General features: G+C 62.7%; 20 protein-coding genes. 3 read left to right on the forward strand and 17 right to left on the reverse strand.

What is annotated here, in order from left to right:
* Positions 1 to 14: 14 nt before the first annotated feature.
* From NMB43_RS19265 to NMB43_RS19320, 12 genes are all read right to left on the reverse strand, one after another.
* On the reverse strand, positions 15 to 4694 hold the full coding sequence (locus tag NMB43_RS19265) for a glutamate synthase-related protein (RefSeq protein WP_494349792.1): 4680 nt from the start codon (positions 4692 to 4694) through the stop codon (positions 15 to 17).
* 279 nt (positions 4695 to 4973) lie between these two features.
* Entirely contained in the window at positions 4974 to 6260 is a 1287-nt protein-coding gene (locus NMB43_RS19270; protein WP_494349793.1) for a right-handed parallel beta-helix repeat-containing protein, read from the reverse strand.
* 93 nt (positions 6261 to 6353) lie between these two features.
* The gene (locus NMB43_RS19275) at positions 6354 to 7055 is read right to left on the reverse strand and encodes a transposase (protein WP_494349794.1); all 702 of its coding nucleotides are present in this window, start codon (positions 7053 to 7055) and stop codon (positions 6354 to 6356) included.
* Between the two features lie 8 nt (positions 7056 to 7063).
* Positions 7064 to 8191, reverse strand: coding sequence for a deoxyguanosinetriphosphate triphosphohydrolase (locus NMB43_RS19280; RefSeq protein ID WP_494349795.1), 1128 nt, complete (start codon positions 8189 to 8191; stop codon positions 7064 to 7066).
* Positions 8192 to 8326: 135 nt separating this feature from the next.
* Positions 8327 to 9409 (reverse strand): 3-dehydroquinate synthase, encoded by a 1083-nt coding sequence (gene aroB, locus NMB43_RS19285; RefSeq protein WP_494349796.1) that lies wholly within the window; start codon positions 9407 to 9409, stop codon positions 8327 to 8329.
* On the reverse strand, positions 9391 to 9888 hold the full coding sequence (locus tag NMB43_RS19290; RefSeq protein ID WP_494352170.1) for a shikimate kinase: 498 nt from the start codon (positions 9886 to 9888) through the stop codon (positions 9391 to 9393). The genes aroB and NMB43_RS19290 overlap by 19 nt, the downstream gene beginning before the upstream one ends.
* A gap of 79 nt (positions 9889 to 9967) precedes the next feature.
* Positions 9968 to 11869, reverse strand: coding sequence for an Ig-like domain-containing protein (locus tag NMB43_RS19295; RefSeq protein ID WP_494349797.1), 1902 nt, complete (start codon positions 11867 to 11869; stop codon positions 9968 to 9970).
* 13 nt (positions 11870 to 11882) lie between these two features.
* Positions 11883 to 14045, reverse strand: coding sequence for a type IV pilus secretin PilQ (locus tag NMB43_RS19300; RefSeq protein ID WP_494349798.1), 2163 nt, complete (start codon positions 14043 to 14045; stop codon positions 11883 to 11885).
* Entirely contained in the window at positions 14042 to 14569 is a 528-nt protein-coding gene (locus NMB43_RS19305; RefSeq protein ID WP_494349799.1) for a pilus assembly protein PilP, read from the reverse strand. Before NMB43_RS19305 ends, NMB43_RS19300 begins: the two co-directional genes overlap by 4 nt.
* 21 nt (positions 14570 to 14590) lie before the next feature.
* Positions 14591 to 15244: a type IV pilus inner membrane component PilO gene (locus tag NMB43_RS19310; RefSeq protein WP_494349800.1), complete on the reverse strand. Its 654-nt coding sequence runs from the start codon at positions 15242 to 15244 to the stop codon at positions 14591 to 14593.
* Positions 15241 to 15831, reverse strand: coding sequence for a PilN domain-containing protein (locus NMB43_RS19315; RefSeq protein WP_494349801.1), 591 nt, complete (start codon positions 15829 to 15831; stop codon positions 15241 to 15243). The genes NMB43_RS19310 and NMB43_RS19315 overlap by 4 nt, the downstream gene beginning before the upstream one ends.
* Positions 15828 to 16907 carry a pilus assembly protein PilM gene (locus NMB43_RS19320; protein ID WP_494349802.1) on the reverse strand — a complete coding sequence of 360 codons (1080 nt, stop codon included), beginning with the start codon at positions 16905 to 16907 and terminating at the stop codon, positions 15828 to 15830. The genes NMB43_RS19315 and NMB43_RS19320 overlap by 4 nt, the downstream gene beginning before the upstream one ends.
* A 177-nt stretch (positions 16908 to 17084) precedes the next feature.
* Here NMB43_RS19320 and NMB43_RS19325 point away from each other — a divergent pair, with 177 nt between their 5' ends.
* Positions 17085 to 19370 (forward strand): penicillin-binding protein 1A, encoded by a 2286-nt coding sequence (locus NMB43_RS19325; protein ID WP_494349803.1) that lies wholly within the window; start codon positions 17085 to 17087, stop codon positions 19368 to 19370.
* Here the strand turns inward: NMB43_RS19325 and cyaY are convergent.
* Complete coding sequence (gene cyaY / locus NMB43_RS19330; protein WP_494349804.1) at positions 19362 to 19691, reverse strand: iron donor protein CyaY; 330 nt, start codon at positions 19689 to 19691, stop codon at positions 19362 to 19364. The two genes, NMB43_RS19325 and cyaY, sit on opposite strands and share 9 nt — an antisense overlap.
* 53 nt (positions 19692 to 19744) lie before the next feature.
* Here cyaY and lptM point away from each other — a divergent pair, with 53 nt between their 5' ends.
* Positions 19745 to 19942 (forward strand): LPS translocon maturation chaperone LptM, encoded by a 198-nt coding sequence (gene lptM / locus NMB43_RS19335; protein ID WP_494349805.1) that lies wholly within the window; start codon positions 19745 to 19747, stop codon positions 19940 to 19942.
* Positions 19939 to 21204 (forward strand): diaminopimelate decarboxylase, encoded by a 1266-nt coding sequence (lysA, locus tag NMB43_RS19340; RefSeq protein ID WP_494349806.1) that lies wholly within the window; start codon positions 19939 to 19941, stop codon positions 21202 to 21204. Before lptM ends, lysA begins: the two co-directional genes overlap by 4 nt.
* Before the next feature lie 249 nt (positions 21205 to 21453).
* Here lysA and gloA read toward each other — a convergent pair whose 3' ends face one another.
* From gloA to gmhB, 4 genes are read right to left on the reverse strand one after another with little or no spacing between them, the layout of a single operon-like run.
* On the reverse strand, positions 21454 to 21843 hold the full coding sequence (gene gloA / locus NMB43_RS19345; RefSeq protein ID WP_494349807.1) for a lactoylglutathione lyase: 390 nt from the start codon (positions 21841 to 21843) through the stop codon (positions 21454 to 21456).
* 28 nt (positions 21844 to 21871) lie between these two features.
* Complete coding sequence (locus NMB43_RS19350; protein WP_494349808.1) at positions 21872 to 22633, reverse strand: M48 family metallopeptidase; 762 nt, start codon at positions 22631 to 22633, stop codon at positions 21872 to 21874.
* Positions 22634 to 22638: 5 nt separating this feature from the next.
* Positions 22639 to 23406 carry a lysophospholipid acyltransferase family protein gene (locus NMB43_RS19355; RefSeq protein WP_494349809.1) on the reverse strand — a complete coding sequence of 256 codons (768 nt, stop codon included), beginning with the start codon at positions 23404 to 23406 and terminating at the stop codon, positions 22639 to 22641.
* Between the two features lie 2 nt (positions 23407 to 23408).
* Complete coding sequence (gmhB, locus tag NMB43_RS19360; protein WP_494349810.1) at positions 23409 to 23951, reverse strand: D-glycero-beta-D-manno-heptose 1,7-bisphosphate 7-phosphatase; 543 nt, start codon at positions 23949 to 23951, stop codon at positions 23409 to 23411.
* Positions 23952 to 23955: the final 4 nt, after the last annotated feature.

The raw sequence follows: 23955 nt of genomic DNA on the forward strand, positions 1-23955 counted from the left end.
TCGCTCGGACCGGCTCAGGCGCTGACCTTGTCGGCCTTGGCGCGTGCGGCGACGGCCAGTTCCTTGAGCGCGCGACGGTATTCCTTCGGCATGACCTTGACGAAGGCGCGGCGGGACTCTTCCCAGTTCTCCAGCAGGGCCTTGGCACGCAGGCTGCCGGTGTAGCGGAAGTGCGCCTCGATCTGACGCTTGAGGATCACCTCGTCCGCCTCGCCGACGCCACCGCGCTTGACGGCATGCCATACGTCGCGGTCCATCTTCTCGCCCTGCTCGCCCGCGGCCAGCACCGGCTCCAGGTCAACCTGCGCCGTGTTGCACTTGCCGGCGAACTGACCGGCCGGGTCATACACGTAGGCCACGCCACCGGACATGCCGGCAGCGAAGTTGCGACCGGTGTCACCCAGCACGATGACCGTGCCGCCCGTCATGTATTCGCAGCCGTGGTCGCCCACGCCCTCGACGACGGCCATGGCGCCCGAGTTACGCACCGCGAAGCGTTCGCCACCGACGCCGTTAAAGAAGGCCTCGCCGGCAATGGCGCCGAACAGCACGGTGTTGCCGACGATGATGTGTTCCGGGCCGAAGCCACGGAAGTCGTTGGGGCAGCGCACGATGACGCGACCACCGGACAGGCCCTTGCCGACGTAGTCGTTACCCTCACCCACCAGGTCCAGCGTGACGCCGTGTGCCAGGAAGGCGCCGAAGCTCTGGCCGGCGGTGCCGGTCAGTTGCACATGGATGGTGTCGTCGGGCAGGCCTTCGAAGCCGTACTTCTTGGCGACTTCGCCGGACAGCATGGCGCCAACCGTGCGGTTGATGTTCTTCACCGGCTGGATGAACGAGACGCGCTCGCCCTTGTCCAGCGCCGGCTTGGCCTTGGCGATGAGCTGGTGATCCAGGGCCTTGTCCAGGCCGTGGTCCTGCGTCGCGGTCACGCGCAACGGCGAGTCGACCTGCGGCACGTGGAAGATCTTGCTGAAGTCCAGGCCCTTGGCCTTCCAGTGAGCGATGGCCTTCTTCTTGTCCAGCAGTTCGGCGCGCCCGATGAGGTCCTCGAACTTGCGCACGCCCAACTGGGCCATGATCTCGCGCACTTCCTCGGCGATGAAGAAGAAGAAGTTCACCACGTGCTCGGGCTGACCGGAGAAACGGGCGCGCAACACCGGGTCTTGCGTGGCGACGCCGACCGGGCAGGTGTTGAGATGGCACTTGCGCATCATGATGCAGCCCTCGACCACCAGCGGCGCGGTGGCGAAGCCCATTTCGTCGGCCCCCAGCAGGGCGGCGATGACGACGTCGCGGCCGGTCTTCATCTGGCCGTCGGCCTGCACGATGATGCGGTCACGCAGACCGTTGATCATCAGGGTCTGCTGCGTCTCGGCGAGACCCAGCTCCCACGGCGAACCGGCGTGCTTGATCGAGGACAGCGGCGAAGCGCCGGTGCCACCGTCATGGCCGGCGATCACGACGTGATCGGCCTTGCACTTGGCCACACCCGCGGCCACCGTGCCGACGCCCACTTCGGACACCAGCTTGACCGAGATGTCAGCTTTCGGATTGACGTTCTTCAGGTCGTGGATCAGTTGCGCCAGATCCTCGATCGAGTAGATGTCGTGGTGCGGCGGCGGCGAAATCAGGCCCACGCCAGGCACCGAGAAGCGGAGCTGGCCGATGTACTCGGACACCTTGCCGCCGGGCAGCTGGCCGCCTTCACCGGGCTTGGCGCCCTGCGCCATCTTGATCTGGATCTGGTCGGCCGAGGTCAGGTACTCGGTCGTGACGCCGAAGCGGCCCGACGCGACCTGCTTGATCTTGGAGCGCAGGGAGTCGCCTTCCTGCAGCACCACGTCGCGCTCGATGCGATCCTTGCCGATGATGCCGGCCAGGGTCTCGCCCTTCTTGATGAAGATGCCCTTCATCTCGTTCTTGTAGCGCGCCGGGTCTTCGCCGCCCTCACCGGTGTTCGACTTGCCGCCGATGCGGTTCATGGCGATGGCCAGCGTGGAGTGCGCCTCGGTCGAGATCGAGCCGAGCGACATGGCGCCGGTGGCGAAGCGCTTGACGATCTCCTTGGCGGGCTCCACCTCGTCGATGGAGATAGCCTTGGCCGGATCGAACTTGAACTCGAACAGACCGCGCAGCGTCATGTGACGCACGCTCTGGTCGTTGATGATCTGGGCGTACTCCTTGTACGACTGGAAGGAGCCCGCGCGCGTCGAGTGCTGCAGCTTGGCGATGGCATCCGGCGTCCACATGTGCTCTTCGCCGCGGATGCGGAAGGCATACTCGCCACCGGCATCCAGGTTGTCGGCCAGCACCGGATCGGCACCGAAAGCATCGTTGTGCAGGCGCAGCGCTTCCTCGGCCACCTCGAAGATACCGATGCCCTGCACATTCGACGGCGTGCCGGCGAAGTACTTGTCGATCAGCTCGCGGTTCAGCCCGATGGCTTCGAAGATCTGCGCGCCGCAGTAGGACATGTAGGTCGAGATGCCCATCTTGGACATGACCTTGTTGAGCCCCTTGCCGACCGCCTTGATGTAGTTGTAGATCGCCTTCTCGGGACCGATGTCCGCCGGCAGGCCCTTGGCCATGTCACGCAGGGTTTCCATCGCCAGGTACGGATGGACGGCTTCCGCGCCGTAGCCGGCGAGCAGGGCGAAGTGGTGCACTTCGCGCGCCGAGCCGGTTTCCACCACCAGGCCGGTGGAGGTGCGCAGGCCCTTCTTCACCAGGTGCTGATGGATGGCCGAAGTGGCCAACAGCGCCGGGATGGCAACGTTCTGCGCGTCGATCTTGCGGTCCGACACGATCAGGATGTTGTAGCCCGAACGCACCGCATCCTCGGCCTGCGCGCACAGCGAGGCGATGCGGGCTTCGATGCCTTCCTTGCCCCAGGCCACCGGGTAACAGATGTCCAGTTCGAAGGACTTGAACTTGTTGTCGGTGTAGGTCTCGATGTGACGGATCTTCGCCATGTCCTTGAAGTCCAGCACGGGCTGGGACACTTCGAGGCGCATCGGCGGGTTGATGTTGTTCAGGTCCAGCAGGTTCGGCTTGGGGCCGATGAAGGACACGGTCGACATCACCAGCGCTTCGCGGATGGGGTCGATCGGCGGGTTCGTGACCTGAGCGAACAACTGCTTGAAGTAGTTGTAGAGCGGCTTGTGCTTGTTGGACATGACCGCCAGCGGCGAGTCGTTGCCCATCGAACCGACGGCCTCTTCGCCGGCCTGTGCCATCGGCGCCATCAGGAACTTGATGTCTTCCTGCGTGTAGCCGAAGGCCTGTTGGCGATCCAGCAGCGAGGCGGCAGCCTCGACCTGCGGCTCGGGACCATCCACCTCATCCAGCTTGACCTGGATGCGGCTGATCCACTCGCGGTAGGGCTTGGCGTTGGCCAGCGAATCCTTGAGTTCCTTGTCGTCGATGATGCGACCGGCTTCCATGTCAATCAGGAACATCTTGCCGGGCTGCAGACGCCACTTCTTGACGATCTTGCTCTCCGGCACGGGCAGCACGCCGGCTTCGGACGCCATGATGACGAGGTCATCGTCGGTCACGATGTAGCGCGCCGGGCGCAGGCCGTTGCGGTCCAGCGTGGCGCCGATCTGGCGGCCGTCGGTGAAGGCGATGGCGGCGGGGCCGTCCCACGGCTCCATCATGGCGGCGTGGTACTCGTAGAACGCGCGACGGTTCTCGTCCATCAGCGTGTGCTGTTCCCAGGCTTCCGGGATCATCATCATCGCGGCCTGGGCGATGGGGTAGCCCGCCATCGTGAGCAGCTCGATGCAGTTGTCGAAGGTGGCCGTGTCGGACTGGCCTTCGTAGGCGATCGGGAACAGCTTCTTGAGGTCGTCCGCAATGACGGCCGACTTCATCACGCCTTCACGCGCACGCAGCCAGTTGAAGTTGCCCTTGACCGTGTTGATTTCGCCGTTGTGGGCGACCATGCGGTACGGGTGGGCAAGCGGCCACTCGGGGAAGGTGTTGGTCGAGAAGCGCTGGTGCACCAGGGCAAGCGCCGAGACGCAGCGCGGATCGGCCAGATCCTTGTAATAGACGCCGACCTGGTTGGCCAGCAGCAGACCCTTGTAGATGACGGTGCGGGCCGACATCGAGGGCACGTAGTATTCCTTGCCATGCTTCAGCTTCAGTTGCTGGATGGCATGGCTGGCGATCTTGCGGATGACATACAGCTTGCGCTCCAGCGCCTCGGTCACCATGATGTCTGCGCCGCGACCGATGAAAATCTGACGGATCACCGGCTCCTTGGCGCGCACACGCGGCGACATCGGCATGTCGCAGTCGACCGGCACGTCGCGCCAGCCCAGCACCACCTGACCTTCGGCGCGCACCGCACGCTCCAGCTCCTGTTCACAGGCCAGGCGCGAGGCGTGTTCCTTCGGCAGGAAGATCATGCCGACGCCATACTCGCCGGCGGGCGGCAGCTTCACGCCCTGCTTGGCCAGCTCTTCACGGTAGAAGGCATCGGGAATCTGGATCAGGATGCCGGCCCCGTCGCCCATCAGCGCATCGGCGCCCACGGCGCCGCGGTGGTCGATGTTCTCGAGGATCTTCAGGCCGCCCTGGACGATCTCGTGGCTCTTCTTGCCCTTGATGTGGGCAACGAAGCCCACGCCACAGGCGTCATGTTCGTTGGCTGGGTCGTACAGCCCCTGGCGTTCTTGCATGGTCACACTCCGGAAACCGGGCTCGCGCTTTGCGCTGCACGACAGGTGCAGACAGTACCCGCGCGACCGTAAGGGTTTGAACTATAGGCCTCGCCAGGCAAGCGCTTCAAGCACAATAAAAAGGGGTCAGAGTATATTTATAGGCGCGCACCATAGCCGGGCATTTAAAATTGGGGACAGACTAAAATCGTGCATAAAATCAGGTGCCTGCATCGCAATGCAGCATGCCTCAGGCACTTGCACCGCAATCGCCCCGCCCGTCCGCGTGACTGGGAGCAGTCAGGGGGCGCTCTGCAAGGCGCCGATCAGGCGCAGGCTGCTGGCCAGGGTCCGTTGCTGGTAGGGGGCCGGGCTGTCGTGCAGGTACTGGGCGTCCGGCACTCCGCCGAGTGCCAGGCTGCCCAGGATCGCGGCTTGCGGCCAGAACGACGGGCTGGAGATGCTGCTCGCGCCGGGTACGCCAGCCGCAGCCGTCACGAAGTTGCTGTGCTGCTGCACGACCACACTGCCGCTGTTGAGGCCACCCGCGATCAAGGCCGGCGCATTGGTGCCCGCGAACAGGTTGGCCGTCAGACGCAGCGCCTGCGTCGCAGCGTTGGCGTTGATGAAGGCGCCACCCGGATACGTGCTGACGACCGTGTTGTGGATCAGGTCGAGGGTATTCGTCGGCCACACGCCGAGGCCTTCAGCGCCATAGGCGAGGGCATTCGAATTGTCGGCCAAGGGGCCTTTGTGGAACAGATTGCCGCGCAGGACGACCGCCCCGCCATTGGGAAAATCATTCAGGTAGCTGGACGTGCCCGAGGGCCCGTCCATGAAGTAGCTGTTTTCGATCAATGACACCCTGGCACGGCTCTTCAGGTTGTGCCCGATCTTCGCCTCGTGGAAGAAGCTGGCGCGCACGGTCAGCGAATCCACGCGCCCGATGTACAGATTGTGTGAATACCCATCGCCGTAGCCGTTGCGCGCGAACTCCGAGCGCTCGATCACGATGACGCCACCGCTGTTGCCCGCGAGGATGCCATTCTCGTTGTCGTAGAAGCCGCTGTCGCGCACCGTGAGGTTCACGCCGGGTTCGACGCGGATGCCGGCACCGTTCTTGTCCGGCACCTTGGCGTCATGGAAGGCGACGCTCTCAACTACGAGGTTCGCCCCCGCCGCGATCCAGATGCCCTTGCCTGCAGCACTCTTGCCTGCCGCGAACAGGCGGGCACGGCCACCGACACCACAGATCGTCAGATTGGCGGCCGTCCAGGTCGCGACATCGCCACTGTAGTCACCTGCTGCGATGCGGATGGTGTCCCCCGGCTGCGCCACGGCGGCCGCCTGGCTTGGCAGGGCGTAGGTCTTGCCAGGGCCAACCTCCAGTACGCGCCCCGGCGGTGTCGCACAGGCCGGCACCGCGCCCCCGCTGCTCGAACTGGCGCCGCCACCCGAACCGGAACCGCCTGATCCGGTGTTTCCCGAAGCCCCCTCCCCTCCCGCACCGCCGCCTCCGCCACAGGCACTGCCCCCCAGGCCGATCAGCACGCACAACAGCAAGCCGTTTAAGGAAGGAGTCGGCATATCAGACCTCGTTATATGGGTGGAAGCAGGGCCGTCCCGTGCACAGCCGGGCGCCCACTTCAGACTAGCGCAGACCCGCCCGTTCGTTCCGCCTCACGCGCCGGACGCCGCTCCTGCAAGGCGGCGCGGTCGCCCTTTGGCCAGCGGCGTGGTTCGACGATTAGGGGCCGCCTCTCCTTGCCCGGGCAGATCGCCCAGCCCCCAGCCCCGATGCCCCGCATAGCGGATGGCTGCAATCTGGTCCGCCCCGGGGCCGGTTTCGAGCAGACCCTTGTAGGCGGCCTGCCGCTCGAAGGGCGTGTTGCCCAGCGCCCAGAACAAGGCGTGGTCGGTTACCAACGGGTCGCGTTCCAAGCCCAGGTGATGGCGGCAACTCGACCACGGGTACAAGGACGGCTCGGCCACCAGACCCGCGCGCACCGGATTCAGCTCGGCATAAGCGTAGCAGGCCAGCAGGAAGTGCTCCGGGGCCAGTACCGTCGACCGGAAGCGCCCCTCCCACAGCGTCCCGGTGCGTTTGTGGCGGTCGTTGAACCAGCGCACATAACGACGCCCCAGGCGTTGCATGAGATTGCCCACCCCCTTGTCGTCACCTGGCGTGAGCAGCAGGTGAACGTGGTCCGGCATCAGCACATAGGCATGCAAGGCCACGCCGGCTTCGCGCGCCGCTTCGCGCAGGTGCTGACGGTATTGCTGGAAGTCGGCCTCGTCTGCGAACACGGGCATGCGGTTGTTGCCTCGCTGCAAGACCAGTTGCGGCAAGCCAGGCAGATAAAGACGCGGCAAGCGGCTCACGGCATGCCTCAGGCTTCGCCGATGGCGAACAGGCGCCGGTGCTCCTTCATCGCGTAGCGATCCGTCATGCCCGCGACATAGTCGGCGATGGCGCGCGGCTTGTCTTCGCGCGCCATCGCCTGGTATTGCGGTGGCAACAGACGCAAATCATCCATGAAGGCCTGGAAGAGTTCGCAGATGATGCGACGCGCCTTGCTCATCTCTCTCAATACCTTGTAGTGCCAATAGAGGTTTTCTCGCAGGAAGCGCTGCAACTGCTGCAACTCCTTCTGCGTCGAGTCGGAGAAAGCCACCAAGGGCGGCGCGTTGCGTACATCCTCGATTGTCTGCACGCGCACGTCCGCAATATTGCCCCGGGTCCGCTCAATCAGATCCAGTGCAAACTCGTTGATCATGCGGCGCACCGTCTCGTGCACGAGACGCCGGTCCTCCAGTTGCGGGTACCGCGCGCGCACACTGTCCGCATGGCGCGCAAAGGCAGGGACTTCCTGAAGCTGGCCAAGTGTGATCAGACCCGCACGCAAACCGTCGTCCACATCGTGATTGTTGTAGGCGATGGCGTCCGCGAGATTGCACAACTGCGCTTCCAGCGACGGCTGCTTGTTCTCAAGGAAGCGCCGCCCCAACTCACCCAGCTTTTCGGCATTCTTGCGCGAGCAATGCTTGAGGATGCCTTCTCGCGTCTCATAGCTCAGGTTGAGCCCATCAAACTCCGCGTAGCGGGCTTCCAGGACATCGACAATGCGCAGTGACTGCAGGTTGTGCTCAAAGCCCCCGTGCTCCTTCATGCATTCGTTCAGGGCGTCCTGCCCGGCATGACCAAATGGGGTATGTCCCAGGTCGTGCGACAGCGAGATTGCCTCGACGAGGTCTTCGTTGAGACCCAGTGCGCGCGCCAGCGAACGGCCGATCTGGGCGACCTCGATGCTGTGTGTGAGACGAGTGCGGAACAGGTCGCCTTCATGATTCACGAAGACCTGCGTCTTGTATTCGAGCCGCCGGAACGCCGTGGAATGGATCACCCGATCACGATCGCGCTGAAACTCGCTGCGCGTGCCCGGCGAGGCCTCGGCAAACTGGCGTCCCCTGCTGTTACGGGACGATACAGCGTAGTCGGCCAGAGTTTGCTCGCTCATGCAGCCCTCACATAGAGAGAATGGCGGAGCAGCGAACCTGCCGGCCAAGGGATGCGAGCCAGGAGCATTCGGGCACGACCGGCCAGGAACATGACACACCGCGGCAGCAGAACCCGCACTATTTCCTCCAGGCACCTATGCGCAGCAGGCTTCAATACTCGCCGCAATCTGGGCTTCGCTCGCGCCATCGTGGATGATGGCGTGACCGATATGCTGCAACAGGATCAGGCGCAACTTGCCGGCCTGTACCTTCTTGTCATGCCGCATCAGCTCAACGTAGCGCGCCGCACCCAGCTTGGGCCCTGTGACCGGCAAACCGGCCGCCTGCAACACGCAGCGCACACGCATGACCTCGATGTCGCTAATCAGCCCCAGGCGGGCGGAGAGATCGGCCGCCATCACAGTGCCCGCCGCCACTGCCTCACCATGCAGCCATTCGCCATAGCCCAACCCCGTTTCGATCGCATGGCCGAAGGTGTGGCCTAGGTTCAGCGTGGCACGTTCACCCTGTTCGGTTTCATCCGCCGCCACCACTTCGGCCTTGTTGATGCAGCTACGCTCCACCGCATAGGCCAAAGCCTCGGGGTCACCCGCCAGCAAGGCCGGCAGGTGCTGCTCGATCCACTCCAGGAAAGGGAGGTCGCGGATGAAGCCATACTTGATAACCTCCGCCAGCCCCGCCTTCAACTCGCGCGCCGGCAAGGTCTTCAGCGTGTCGGTATCTGCGATCACCAGGCGCGGCTGGTAGAAGGCGCCAATCATGTTCTTGCCCAGCGGATGGTTCACCGCCGTCTTGCCACCGACCGAGGAATCCACCTGCGACAGCAGCGTGGTCGGCACCTGGATGAAGGGCACACCGCGCTGGTAACAGGCCGCCGCGAAGCCGGTCATGTCGCCGATCACACCCCCTCCTAGTGCGATCAGGGTGGTGGAGCGCTCTGCGCGTGCGCTGAGCAGTTCAGTGAAGATCTGATTGAGCGTTTCCCAGCTCTTGAAGGCCTCACCGTCCGGCAACACGATCGTCGTGGCCTGGACGCCCAGCGCCTCCAGCGCGCCCAGCAAGGTCTGCAGATGCAGCGGCGCCACCACCTCATTGGTGACGACGGCCACCCGCTTGGTCTTCAGATGCGGCGCGAAGAGTTCACCGCGGCCCAACAGGCCAGCGCCGATATGGATGGGGTAACTGCGCTCGGCAAGGCTTACGTCGACAGTTCGCATACTCTTTCCCACTCGCGCAGGATGCGCACCACCGCCGCCTGCGAATTGCTGCGCGCGCCATCCACGATGAAATGCGCCACTTCACGGTACAAGGGATCACGCTGTTCACGCAGTGCCGTCAGACGAGCCACCGGGTCCTCGACCTGCAACAGCGGACGGTTGCTGTCATGCCGTGTGCGTTCATGAAGCAAGGCGACTGGCACATCGAGATAGACCACCCAGCCTGTCCGGCGAAGGACGCCCCGGGTCGCTTCGTTGAGGACCGCCCCCCCGCCCGTTGCGAGAACCAGGCCGGACTCGGCAGACAACTCGGCAATCACCTGCGCCTCGCGCCGCCGGAAACCCGCCTCGCCCTCCAGCTCGAAGATCACCGGAATGCGCACGCCGGTACGCGCTTCGATCTCGTGGTCGGCGTCAACGAAACGTCGGCCCATGCGCCGGGCAAGCATCCGACCGATGGTCGTCTTGCCCGAGCCCATGAGGCCGACTAGGTAGATGTTGAGAGGTGCGTCAGTCACCTCAGAATTCTAACAGCGAGCATCCTACCGCTCGCACCGACTATAGTGGGTTGTTGCAACCAGCCTGCGTTCCGAAGGGAGACAGCTCGAAAGATGGAGAACTTGCGGCATCCTGAAGTTCAGCACTACTGCCCGGAAGAAGGAAAACTGCAGAGCCCACACTATTTTTTCCATAGACATTGGCTGTTGCTTTGAGCTCCACATTGACCCAAGTTGCATAGTTTCTAAAGTAATCAACCCAAAACTCAGCGAATCCGCCGTCATTAGTAGTAACCGTCACTTGCGTCGCGTTTGTTGCATTGTCAGGAGGACGAACCGTTACCGCACCATTGGGTTCATATTTCCCATCACCATCCAGATCCCCGATTTCGCCTGTGTCAATAACACCATTGTTATTGCCATCCTCAGCCAAACAATTGGCATTCTCAAGCTTGCCCCACGGAGTACCAGTTAGCCCTGTGAGTAGCCACCTGCCTTTGTAAAATCTCGTACCGACTACCGAAATAGTTACAACTTGGTTCTTGATTGGACTGCCGTTGCTATCAGTGACAGATGCTCCATAAATCTTACGATAGCGTGGAGGGCCTTCTACCAATACCACCTTGTTGTCCGTCCCAAGAACAATGTTGACGCCAAGACCTGAGACCGTCAGGGCTGCGGTACTTGTGATGCTACCAGCAACTGTCGCCGTAACTTGAACTGAATCCTTGCCACTCAAGCTAGAGTCAGCGATGAAGACGGAAGTTGCTACACCATTATCGTCAGTGGTTGCTGAACTCGGATTCACTTGGCCGCCAGTGTTTGGTACTGCAAAGGAAACTGTCTGACCCGACACAGGATTTCCATTTGCGTCCCGCACAACCGCGGTCAACGCGCTATTTGCTCCGATGGAGACAGTGGAAGGGGAACCCTGCAGAGAGATGGACGCAGGAACAGTCGCAATAAACTGCAAAGCCATGCTAGTTTGCGCCGAAACCCCTCCCCCTGATGCCTGTGCAGTAATCGTTGCAGCTCCGGCACTAATCGACTTCACATAGGCCGTAGCTGAACCAGCAGCCAAGGCTATCGTCGCGGAGGTTGTGGAACCTGCACATGCGCTAGTTGCGTGCACAGTCCCACGCGATGACGTAAAAGTAACACTTGTTGGCGCGAACCCAGACGTGCTTACAGTTACTGGCTGGCATACGCCCAGAACGACCGGCGTTCCCGCTGCGGGACTTGTGAATGCAAAATTGACAGCACTAATACCAATAGATATCTGTTTGGTAGCTCCCATAGCACTGGCTGTCAAAACATCAGTCCCCGCATTCGTAGGGGTATAGGTGAAAGACGCGGACCCTGTGGTTGCATCAGTTGTTACAGTCGGCAACGCATTTCCCAACGAAGAAGCCAAGCTAACAACTCCCGACACGGGCTTATTTGCAGCGTCTTTCAATGTCACGGTTATGCTGACAGGCTTGTTTACCACCCCAGCGGTATCGCCACCAAAAGCCAAGGACGTGCCCTGCACGACAATAGTGTTTGTTGCCGTAACTCCGCCACCCAGCGCAGCAGTCAACGTCACTGTTCGATTTGCTTTATTGTCGTTTGAGTCAAACTCGACCTCTAGTACGCCCGTCTTAGCTGTAGTGCCCGTACTGGCAGATAGAGTCCCAGAGCTGGCCGAAAGCGAAACGACCTGGCCCTCAACAGCGCCATTTTTGTCGTCTTTTACTGTCGCGCGGACCTTGACGATGGACGAACCGTCGGTCTGAAGACTTGGTGCAGAAACAGACAATGCCAGAGAATAATTTTGAATCACGCCGCCAGAACTACTTGAAGACGACGAGCCACCACACCCACCAGGAGCTAAACAGGGAGAGCCACTTGAACCGCCCCCCCCCCCACACGCAGAGAGGGCAGCTATAAAAATCAAGCCAATTAAACTCTTGCTGACATCCATCTTAATACTCCAGTTATCGGGCCAGTGACTGATCCGTCACGATCTTCGGGGTGATCAGTACAAGAAGTTCTTTCTTGACATCCTTACGTTCCGTCTCGCGGAACAGCGCCCCAACATAGGGAATGTCACCCAGCAGCGGGATCTTAGTCACATTGTTGCTGATTTCCTGCTGGTAAATCCCGCCGAGCACCACGGTGCCGCCATTCTCGACCAGGACTTCAGTCTGCACATGCTTTGTGTCAATCGCGATGCCAGACCCAGTCGAGATTTGTACGTTGGGCGAATCCTTGTTCACATCCAGGGTCAGGAATACCCGGCCATCCGGTGTGATCTGCGGCTTGACCTTAAGCGACAGGTTGGCCTTGCGGAAGGCTACCGAGGTTGCGCCAGAACTCGTCGCTTGCTGGTACGGGATTTCCACGCCTTGTTCGATCACGGCTTCGATCTGGTCGGCCGTCATGACTCGCGGACGGGACACGATCTTGCCCTTGCCGTCTGCCTCAAGCGCCGAGACTTCGAGATCAAGGAATCGTGTCGCTGCGCTGTTCCACAACGCAAAGGAGATAGCGCCCGCTTGCTTGCCGTTGATAGAGGGGGCAGCCAGATTGACCTGACTCGCGTCGCGGAAGAAGTCCGGCTTGGTTTCGATCTGTCCCGCGTAGTAGCCCGTAGAACCCAGGCCCGCGCCAAAGCTGGTGCGCGGAATGGTGCGGCCATTTTCATCCACACCCTGGGTCGTTCCGCTCACGCTGCCAAACGCCCAGCGAATACCCAGATTCTTCGCAAAAGAGTCATCCGCTTCGACGATCTGGGCCTCGATCAGCACCTGGCGCGCCGGCACGTCGATTTCGGCAATCATCTTCCGCAGCGCTTCCAGGCGGTCAGACACATCGGTCACAAAGACCTTGTTGGAGCGTTCGTCGATCACGACGGTGCCACGCTTGGACAACACGGTCTGGTCCCTGTTCTTGAGAAACTCGGAGATCGACTTGGCCTTGTGGTAGTTGATCTGGAAGCTTTCAGTGCGCAGGGGCTCAAGGTCCGCGATCTGGGTCTTGGACTCCAGTTCCAGCTTTTCGCGGGCGACCAGCTCGTCACGTGGCGCGATCCAGATGACGTTGCCGTTCTTGCGCAGGTCGAGCCCACGCGCCTGCAGGATGATTTCCAGCGCCTGGTCCCACGGCACGTCCTTCAAACGCAGGGTCAGGGAACCTTGCACGGAATCGCTGGTGATGATGTTGAAGTTGGTGAAGTCGGCAATGACCTGCAGGACCGAGCGCACATCGATATTCTGGAAGTTCAGCGAGAGTTTTTCGCCCGCGTACTTCTCGACACGCGCGCCGCCCGCGCCTTGCACCAGCTTGCGGGGGTCTTCCTGGACCGGCTTGACCTCCAGCACGAACTGGCTGTCGCTCTGGTAGGCATTGTGTTCCCACAGGCCCTTGGGCGAGATCACCATGCGTACGACGTTGCCCTGCTGGGTGGTGGTGACAGTGTTCACTGGCGTGGCGAAGTCCACCACATCAAGGCGTTGGCGCAGATTTTCCGGCGCCGTGGTCTTGAGGAAGTCCACGATCAGGTCCGAGCCCTGCTGGCGGATGTCGATGCCAGTATTGGCATCCGACAGGTCGACCACGACGCGGCCTTCGCCCGCGCGCCCCCGGCGGAAGGTGATGTTGCGCAACGAATGCTGGTCCGGCCCACCTTTCTGTTCCGCGAAACGGGCCGTCGTCGTTGCTTCGGCCGTCTTAGCCGGCGCGGTAGCCAGAGTGATCGTGACCTCGCGACCGTCGATCTTCGTGTCGTAGGTCACAGGACGATTGAGGTTCAGCACCAGGCGCGTGCGGTCAGCAACCTGCACGATGTTGGCACTACGCACATCGCCTTCGTTGATGCTCTGCGCCGTTTTGCCCGTGGCGTTGCCTACGCCAGGAAAATCAATAGCAATGCGTGCGGGATTGGATACGCTAAAGCTCCCGAGCTGCCCCTCCAGTGGTTTGGACAGAGTGACCTTGACCACCACACTACCGCCCTGCTGAGAGGAGGTAATCGCTTCAATGCCATTCTTGGCTGCAACAGGCGCCGCAGGCGTGGGGGTCTGCGCGGCAACCCACGGGACTGCCAAACCAAAACCCAGCGCTACAAACAGCGAGAAGAAACGCGTTCCAATATTCACTTTTTTGCCTCCTGCTCTTGCAGCTGCATGGTGCCGACGCGCTCGTTCCAGTCCCCGTTGGCGTCTTCGATCAGTTCCTTGAGGGAGATATCGCTCTCGGAAATCTTGGTCACTACTCCGAAATTCTGGCCCAGGTAGTTGCCTACCCTGACTTGATGCAGGGTCTTGTCTGCCAAGACCAAGCCAACAGGCTTGCCACTCATGTACATCATGCCGACCATCTTGAGTGTCTCCAGTGGGTAGGCCTCGAGAGGCTCGCGTCGACGGTTGGTGTCGGGTCGGTTGGCCCCCCGCCCTGCGCGCTTGTCAGGCTCCAGCTTGATGGCCTGAAAAGGATCGAAGGACACGCCCTCCATGTCGAAATCAATGACAGGGAAGGTCTTGACTTCAGGGAGTGCCGGGATGCGACCACGCAATCCTGCACTTTGCTGGTCCATCCACTCCTTGATGTCCTTGTGCTCGTCCGTCCCGCAGGCAGCGAGACCGGCACAGGTCAGCAGGATCAAGAACAGCTTTTGTTTCACGGGCTTCCTCGCTCTCGCAAACTATTTCTTGGCGTCCTTGGCCGCTTTTTCACGCCGCTGCTTGGCCACTTCTTCCTCGTCCAAGTAGCGATACGTGACGGCCTGGGCATCCATCTTCAGTGAGCCATCCTTTTCCTGCGCGATGCTCATGTTGCCCAAGGTCACAATCCGGGGCAGCTTGGCCACATCGCTGGCAAAGGTGCCCAAGTCGGCATAGCTGCCCGTCACCCGCAAGGCGATGGGAAGCTCCGCATAGAATTCACGGATGTTCTCGGCGCCCGGTTTCCATAGCTCGAACTGCAGCCCCCTGCCCCGGCCCGCCTGGTTCACGTCCATCAGCAGCGATTCCATCTCGGAACGATTGGGAAGCTGCTTCAGCAAGGCGCCGAACTGACGGTCGATCTCCGCCAACTGCTTCTTGTACTCGTCAAGATTGACGGCCTGCCGCTTCTTGTTGAGCCAATCATCCTTCAAACGCTGCTCTTCCTGCTGTTTCTGCTCGAGTTCAGTCAGCTGGTCATTCCATACAAACCACCACGCCGCAGCCAAACCCGCCACGAGAATGGCGGCAAGCACGACGATGCGAGGCACGACGGGCCACAGGCCAGGATCGTTTGGATCAAGCTGACGGAAGTCTTCCGCGACACGCTTAAAATTGATGCTGGGCGTTTTCACGATGGCTTGTTCTCCGCAGGCTTGCCGTCACCCGTCGTCTCGACTGGCGCGCGCTCGATCTGGATCGTGAGGTTGAACTCACTCACACGGCGCTTATTTACATCGGCCGCCTTGATTTCGATGAGATTGGGCTTCTCCAGCACGGGAGAGGAATCGAGATTACGCATGTACTGGGACACACGCGCATTGGATTGGGCGTAACCGATGAGCTGAAGCGACAAGCCGGTCTGTTTGATCGTCTTGATGTAGACGCCCTCGGGCGTCTGCTTCGCCAGCTCGTTGAACACGCGCACGGTCTCGGCCCGGTTTGCCTGCAAGGACTCAATGACCTGCTTACGCGACAGCAGCGCCTGGGTCTGCTCCCGCAATCGCTTGATCTCGGCAATCTCTTTGTCGAGACTGGCGATCTCGCGCTTGATGTAGTCGTTGTTGGAGTCCTGCGCCTCGATCTGGCGTTGGACCAGGGTATAGCCGACGAAGGCAATGACGATGGCCGACAGGAGCATCAGGCCAGCCAGGGTATAGAACTGCTGGCGCCTGAGTTTGCGAGCTTCTTCGCGATGCGGGAGGAGGTTGATGCGAATCATGCGTCGAACCTCCGCATGGCGAGCCCGCACGCCACCATCAGGGCCGGGGCTTCAGTTGCCAGGTTGCGCGGCCGCACGCGTTGCGACAGGGCCATGCCTTGGAACGGATTGGCGACCTGGGTGGTGACCTGAGTCCGGCTGGCGACGATTTGATCCAGCCCGGGCACGACGGCACACCCACCGGCCAGCACGATCATGTCGACCTGGTTGAACTGGGTCGAAGTGAAGAAAAACTGCAGGGCACGCGACACTTCCAGCCCGAGACTGTCCATGAAGGGCTTGAGGAGATCATGCTCATAGTTCTCGGGCAGACTGTTGGCGCGCTTGGCTGCCTCGGCCTCTTCGGCACTCATGCCGTAGTTGCGCATGATGTCCTGCGTCAGCTGGTAGCCGCCAAAGGCCTGCTCGCGCGAATAGAGGACCGTTTCGTCGCGGAAGATCGTGACCTTCATCGCATTGGCACCGACATCGACCAGGGCCACGACCTTGCCCTTGCCTCCATCCGGCAGGCGGCTGCAGATCAAGCCGAAGGCCGACTGCGCAGCGAAGGACTCGACGTCCATTACCAGGGCCTTGAGTCCGGCGGACTCGGCGGCGGCCACGCGATCCTCAACTTTCTCCTTGCGTGAGGCGGCGATCATGACTTCGACTTCGTCAGCCCCATTGCCAACCGGGCCCAGCACCTGGAAGTCGAGGTTCACTTCTTCAATGGCGAAGGGAATGTACTGGTTGGCTTCCGATTCGACCTGCACTTCCATGTCCAGCTCACGCAGGCCGGCCGGCAGGTTGATCTTCTTGGTAATGACAGCGGAGGACGGCAGAGCCAGCGCAACACTGCGCGTACTGGTCCCAAGGCGCTTCCAGGCCTTGCGGATAGCGTCCGCCACGCCGTCCAGACTGGCGATATTGCCGTCGGTGACGGCATCCCGGGGCAGCGGCTCGATCGCGTAGCGCTCCAGCCGGTACTGGTTGGAACCGGCCTCGGTAAGCTCGACCATCTTGACCGCCGAGGAGGAAATATCCAGACCGACCAACGGTCGGCCTTTTCCCCCGAACAAGGCAGCGAAATCAATCACGAGTAGCCGTCCTTTGAAAGTTGTTTTAAATCAGCGACTTATGCGCAATAACAACAAATTACTTTAAATCCTAGCAGTAAGGTGAAGAATCTGTAAAGCAAATCGGCGCCGAGCGGTAGGCGGGGCTACTCAGCGGAGGCCCAACATATAATCGTCTGCAGACTAGATAGGCCAAATATGCGTTCACGTTTCTTCCTGCTCCTGCTTGCTTCCGTTTTCGGCCTCGCCCTGGCGGGCCTCGCCATCGCCGCCGTGGCGATCGCCTTCGCCTGGCCTCAGTTGCCCGACCTGGCCGCACTGACGGAGTACAAGCCCCGCATTCCACTTCGCATCTATACGGAGGACGGTGCGCTGATCGGCGAGTACGGCGAAGAGCGGCGCAGTTTCGTGGCCTTCAAGGACGTGCCGGAATCCCTCAAACATGCCGTGCTCGCCGCGGAAGACGACCGCTTCTTCGAGCATGGCGGGGTCGATTTTGCCGGCCTCACCCGGGCCACGGTGCTCAATGTGCTGGGCGGCGGTCGTCGGCAGGGCGGCAGCACGATCACGATGCAGGTCGCACGCAATTTCTACCTCACGCGCGAAAAGTCCTACGCGCGCAAGCTCTACGAAATCCTGCTGGCGATCAAGATTGAAAAGAGCTTGAGCAAAGCGCAGATCCTGGAGCTTTATCTCAACCAGATTTACCTCGGCCAGCGCGCCTATGGTTTCGGTGCGGCAGCCCAAATTTATTACGGCAAGCAATTGAAGGACTTGACCGTTGCCGAGACCGCCATGCTGGCCGGCCTGCCCAAGGCACCCTCGGCCTACAACCCGGTGGTCAACCCGGAGCGTGCGCAGCTACGTCAGCACTATGTGCTACGGCGCATGCAGGAACTGGGTTTCCTGGCCGACGAAGCGGCCCAGAAGGCATTGAAGGAGCCGCTCAAGCTGGCGATCGGCAAGGGTCAGGCCGGCACTCAGCCACTAATCACGGTGCATGCCGAGTTCGCAGCCGAGATGGCACGCCAGATGGCATATGAGCAGTTCAAGGAAGAGGCCTATACGCGTGGCATCACCGTCATCACCACCTTGCGCGCGGCAGAGCAGGAGGCGGCATACGAATCGCTGCGGCGCGGCCTGATCGACTATGAACGACGCCACGGTTACCGCGGCGCGGAGGCCTACGTCGATCTGAAGGCGATCAAGGACGAGCAGGACGACGCGCTGGAGGATCTGATCGAGCCCTATCTCGACCAGGGCGAGTTGCGCGCGGCCATTGCGCTGCGTGTCTCGACCAAGGAAATCCGGGCCTACCTGCGCTCGGGCGAGGCGGTCACGGTGAGCGGCGAAGGGCTGCGCTTCGCGCTGCCGATGATTGCCGAGAACGCACCGGCACAGAAACGCGTGCGGCCGGGCGCGGTGATCCGCTTGATCAAGAACGCGAAGGGCTGGGCGGTGGCACAACCCCCGGAGGTGGAAGGCGCCTTCATCGCGCTGGATGCCAACAATGGCGGGGTGCGCGCCCTGGTGGGCGGTTTCGATTTCAACCGCAACAAGTTCAACCATGTCACCCAGGCCTGGCGCCAGCCCGGCTCCAGTTTCAAGCCCTTCATCTTCTCGGCGGCGGTGGAGAAAGGTTATACGCCGGGCAGCATCATGGATGATGCGCCGATCACCTTCTCTGCCGGCGAGACCGGCAGCCAGGAATGGTCGCCGCAAAACTACGACGGCAAGTACGATGGACCGATGAGCCTGCGCACCGCGCTGGCGAAATCCAAGAACCTGGTTGCCGTTCGTCTGCTCGCCGCGATCGGCCCCAAGTACGCGCAGGACTATGTGTCTACCCGCTTCGGTTTCGATGCCGACAAGCACCCGCCCTACCTGACGATGGCGCTTGGCGCCGGTGCCGTGACGCCCTGGCAGATGGCTTCGGCCTACGCGGTGTTCGCCAACGGGGGCTATCGTATCCAGCCCTTCCTGGTGAAGGAGATGCGCGACGAACGCGGGCAGGTTGTGGCGCGCGTCGAGCCGGTGGTGGCCGGCCAACAGGCCGAGCGCGTACTGGACCCGCGCAATGCCTATCTGATGGACATCATGATGCGCGACGTGGTGCGCCGGGGTACCGGCGCCAAGGCGCTATCGCTGGGGCGTGGCGACCTGGCGGGCAAGACCGGGACGACCAACGAATACCTGGACGCCTGGTTCTGCGGCTACAAACCGGGCCTGGTGGGCGTGGCCTGGGTAGGCTTCGACCAGCCGCGCAAGCTGGGGTCCAACGAGACCGGCGGCGCGCTGGCACTACCGGTGTGGATCGGTTACATGGAGCGCGCGCTCAAGGGCGTGCCCGAATCCCCCAGCCCCATGCCTGAGGGTCTGCTGACCGTGCAACGCGATGGCGGCGAGCCCGACTTCATGTACCAGGAACATCTGCCGGCCGAGCAGTCCGCGCCGGAGGCCCTGCCCGGCAACGACTCAGACTAGGCGGACCGGCACGCCCGCCTGCTCCGACACCACGCGCGACAACAGGACGCTCAGCGCCTCGCCGTCGCGCGTGTTGAGCCAGGCGCCATCCTGCGGTTTGAAGTGGAAACCGCCGGCGCGCGCCGCCACCCAGATCTCGCGTGCGGCCTGGTGGCGGTTGATGATGATCTTGCTGCCGTTGTCGAACTCGATCTCGAGAATACCGCCCGGCTTGGGCTCCAGGTCGGCATCCACGCCGGCCGCCGCGAAGGCGGACTCCAGCACACGCTCCAGACGCACCATCTCGGCGTCGGCCAGATCAAGAAACGCTTTCTCGTCCATGAAGGGGGAACTCCTTTGCTACCATGCTCGTTTTTCCGCACATGACCCGCGCCATGCGCTTCATTCTGCCGGCCTGCCTGTGCCTGCTCGTCCTCTCTGCCTGCGGCATCAAGGGTCCGCTGTACCTGCCCACGCCCCGGCCTGCACCGACGACGCCGTTGCCAGCCGCCTCAGCGCCTGATAGTAGCAAAGCCCCCGCAGCCGCCAAACCCGATGCCTCGGCCCCCGCCGCCAGCACTCCCACACCATGAGCCGTACCACCTACCCCATCACCACCCTCAGCAACGGCCAGCAAGGCCTGCAACTCGAAGCCGTTCCGCTGGCCGATATCGCCGCGCGCTTCGGCACGCCGACCTACGTCTATTCCCGCGCCGCGCTGGAAGCCAACTACCGCGCCTGGGAAGCCGCCGTGGCCAGCCGCGATACCCTGGTCTGCTATGCGGTGAAGGCCAACAGCAACCTCGCCATCCTGAGTCTGTTCGCGCGCCTCGGCGCCGGCTTCGACATCGTCTCCGGAGGTGAGCTGGCCCGCGTGCTGGCGGCAGGCGGAACCGCCGACAAGGTGGTGTTCTCTGGCGTGGGCAAGAGCGCAGCCGAGATGCGCCAGGCGCTGGCGGCCGACATCCGCTGCTTCAACATCGAGTCGGCCAGCGAGCTGGACCGACTGAACGCGGTGGCGGGTGAGCTGGGCAAGCGTGCGCCGATCGCCTTCCGCGTCAATCCGGACGTAGACCCGAAGACCCATCCCTATATCTCGACCGGCCTGCGCGAGAACAAGTTCGGCGTCGCCTTCGACGAAGCGCTGGCGCTGTACCGCAAGGCCGCCGCGCTGCCGCACATCCACATCAGCGGCATCGCCTGCCACATCGGCTCGCAACTGCTCGACCCGGCGCCGATCCAGGAAGCCGCCGGCAAGATCCTGGGCCTGGTGGAGCAACTCGAACACGAAGGCATCGCGCTCGAACACATCGACCTCGGCGGCGGCCTGGGTATCCGCTATAGCGACGAAGCACCGCCCACCCCGAACGACTACCTGGGCCCGCTGCTGAAGATCTTCGCGCATCGTCGTGAGCAACTGAGCTTCGAGCCGGGCCGCTCGCTGGTCGGCAATGCCGGCCTGCTGCTGACCAAAGTGGAATACCTCAAGCACGGCGAGACGAAGAACTTCGCCATCGTCGACGCGGCCATGAACGACCTCGCCCGTCCCGCGCTGTACGACGCCTACCACGAGATGGTGGCGGTGCAGCCGGCCGCCACGCCCGCGCAAGCTTACGAAATCGTGGGCCCGATCTGCGAGAGCGGCGACTTCCTGGGCCACGACCGACCGCTCGCGCTGGCCGAGGGCAGCCTGATTGCGATTCTCTCGGCGGGTGCCTACGGCATGGCCATGAGCTCCAACTACAACACACGGCCGCGCGCGGCCGAGGTGTTGGTGGATGGCAGCGAGGTCTTCGTGGCACGCCGCCGCGAGACGGTCGAGGAACTGTTCGCCAGCGAATCGCGCCTGCCGTAGGGCGGAAGCCCGAAGGGCGTTCCGCCAGCCGCCGCCAGGCGGCATGCATGCGATGGGTGCAGCGGTAAGAGCTGGCCGTCCTACGGACGGCTGGCGGAACCGCCTGCGGCGTTCCGCCCTACGCCCCTGAACACCGCACACACCCCATGAAAAGGCCGGGACATCCCGGCCTTTTTTCACCCTCTCCCGGCGCTGACGCGCCACCCTCTCCCGATCCCGGGAGAGGGGAAGGCTCCGCGCAGACGGACGTTACAAGGTCCCGCGCTGGATCAGCTCCACCTTGTAGCCATCCGGATCCTGCACGAAGGCAATCACCGTCGTGCCGTGCTTCATCGGGCCGGCTTCGCGCGTCACCACGCCGCCGCGCGCCTTGATGTCGGCGCAGGCCTGATAGGCGTCCGGCACCGCCAGGGCGATGTGGCCGAAGCCGGTGCCGATCTCGTACTTGTCGACGCCGTAGTTGTAGGTCAGCTCGATGACGGCGCCTTCCTCCTCGCTGCCGTAGCCGACGAACACGTTGGTGAACTTACCCTCGGGATAGTCGGACTTGCGGATCACGTGCATGCCCAGCACGTCGCAGTAGAACTGGATGGAACGGTCCAGGTCGCCGACCCGGATCATGGTATGCAGAATGCGCATGGGTACTCCTTGAAGATGGGGCCTGGGCTTACCAGGCCGGGATGTGTCGGCTCGACAGGTTGAGCGCATGACGCACCGACTCGTAGTCGGGGCACAGGCGCTCGACCACCGCCCAGAAACGGTCGGAATGGTTCATTTCCAGAAGGTGCGCCATCTCGTGCGCAACCACGTAGTCGATCTGCGCCGAAGGCAGATGGATCAGGCGCCAGTTGAGGCGGATGCCACCGATGCGGCTGCAACTCCCCCAGCGGGTGCGCGCATTGGTCAGGCGCACCGGTGGCAGCTCAGTGCCCGGCGCGAATTGCTGCAGCAGCCAGATGTATTCCTCGGCGCGGCCGCGGAAGTAATTCAGTGCGTACTGGTGTAGCGCGCGCAGCAACTGCGTCTTGGCATCCGCGCCGCCGCGCAGTTGCAGGCGCAGCTCGCGCGAATCGAGGCCCTCGATCCACTGCGCGCGATTGGCACCGGCCAGCAGGCGCACCGTGCAGGGCCGGCCCAGCACCGAGATCTGCATGCCATCGACGACCACCAGAGTCGGTGGCACCGGGCGCTGCGCCCATTCGTCGAGCTTCTCGATGATCCACTCGCCGCGCTCGCGCAGGAAGCCCTCGGTCTCGCGCATCGTCACCCGCAACGGGATCGCCACGGTCAGACCGCGCCGGTCAATGGTGAGGCCCAGGGTGCGGCGCCGGCTGCGGCGCAGGGTGTAACTGACCTCCCGCCCTTCCAGTTCGATGCTGCGCGTCTCGCTGACCGATTTGTCGGAGGGCGGGCGCAGCAGGCTACGCATGCCCGTCAACGTGCGGCGGCTCCGGCGGGCTGCGCCGCCGCCGCGGCCTCGCCGCGGTAGTGATGGGGGAACAGACGGCGCATCTCGCCCTCGATCCAGGCTTCGACCTCGGCATTGACTTCTTCTGCCGCGCGCCCTTGCGTGTGGATGACCGGCCCGATGCTGACCGTGATGACGCCGGGCCACTTGAGCCAAGCATTGCGGCGCCAGAACTCGCCCGCGTTGTGGGCCACCGGCACCACTGGCGCGCCCGCCTCGACGGCCAATGCCGCACCGCCGACCTTGTAGCGCTTGGCGGTGCCGATCGCGGCGCGCGTGCCTTCGGGATAGACCACCACCCAGAAGCCTTCGGCCAGGCGCTGCTTGCCCTGATCGAGCACCTGCTTCAGGGCATCCTTGCCGGCCGAGCGATCGATCGAAATGATCGGCATCTGCGCCAGGCCCCAGCCGAAACCGGGAATGCGCAGCAATTCCTTCTTCAGCACATAGGCCACCGGGGGGAAGATTTCCTGAAAGGAAATGGTCTCCCAGGCCGACTGGTGCTTGGACAGGATCACCGCCGGGCCGGCCGGCAGGTTCTCCCGCCCGATCACCTTGTGGTCGATGCCCAGCAGCAGGCGCGTCATCGGCATGGCGATCCAGCACGCCCAGCGCGAGATGATGCGGTAGCGCGTGTGAATCTTGAACGGGAAGGTCAGCACCATCAGCGTGGCATAGGCGGTGGTCACCACCGTCATCACCAGCATGTAGAACGTGGAACGCAGGAAAATCATCTTCAGGCCTTGTTGCCCAGCAGGAAGGCCGTGACGGCCGCCAGGTCGGGAAAAATCTTGGTGCCGATCGGAAGCTGGGGATCGAGCGCGGTCTTGGTGCCCTTGCCGGTCAGCACGAGGTAGGGCGTGCAGCCCACCGCGATGCCGGCATGCAGGTCGCGCAGGCTGTCGCCCACGGTCGGCACCCCCTTGAGGTCGACGTTGAAGCGTTCGGCGATCTGCAGGAACATGCCCGGCCGGGGCTTGCGGCACTCGCAAGGCGAATCGGCCGGGTGCGGGCAGAAGAAGATGGCGTCGATGCGCCCCCCCGCCTGCCCGACCATGCGGATCATCTTGTCGTTGATCGCATTGAGCGTGTCCATGTCGAACAGCCCGCGGCCGACGCCACTCTGGTTGGTGGCGATCACCACGCGGTAACCCGCCTCCTCCAGCTTGGCGATGGCTTCCAGGCTGCCGGGAATGGGCTTCCACTCGTCCGGCGACTTGATGAACTGTGCCGAGTCGTAGTTGATGACCCCATCGCGGTCGAGAATGATCAGCTTCATGCGG

It is taken from the genome of Uliginosibacterium sangjuense (assembly GCF_059132465.1).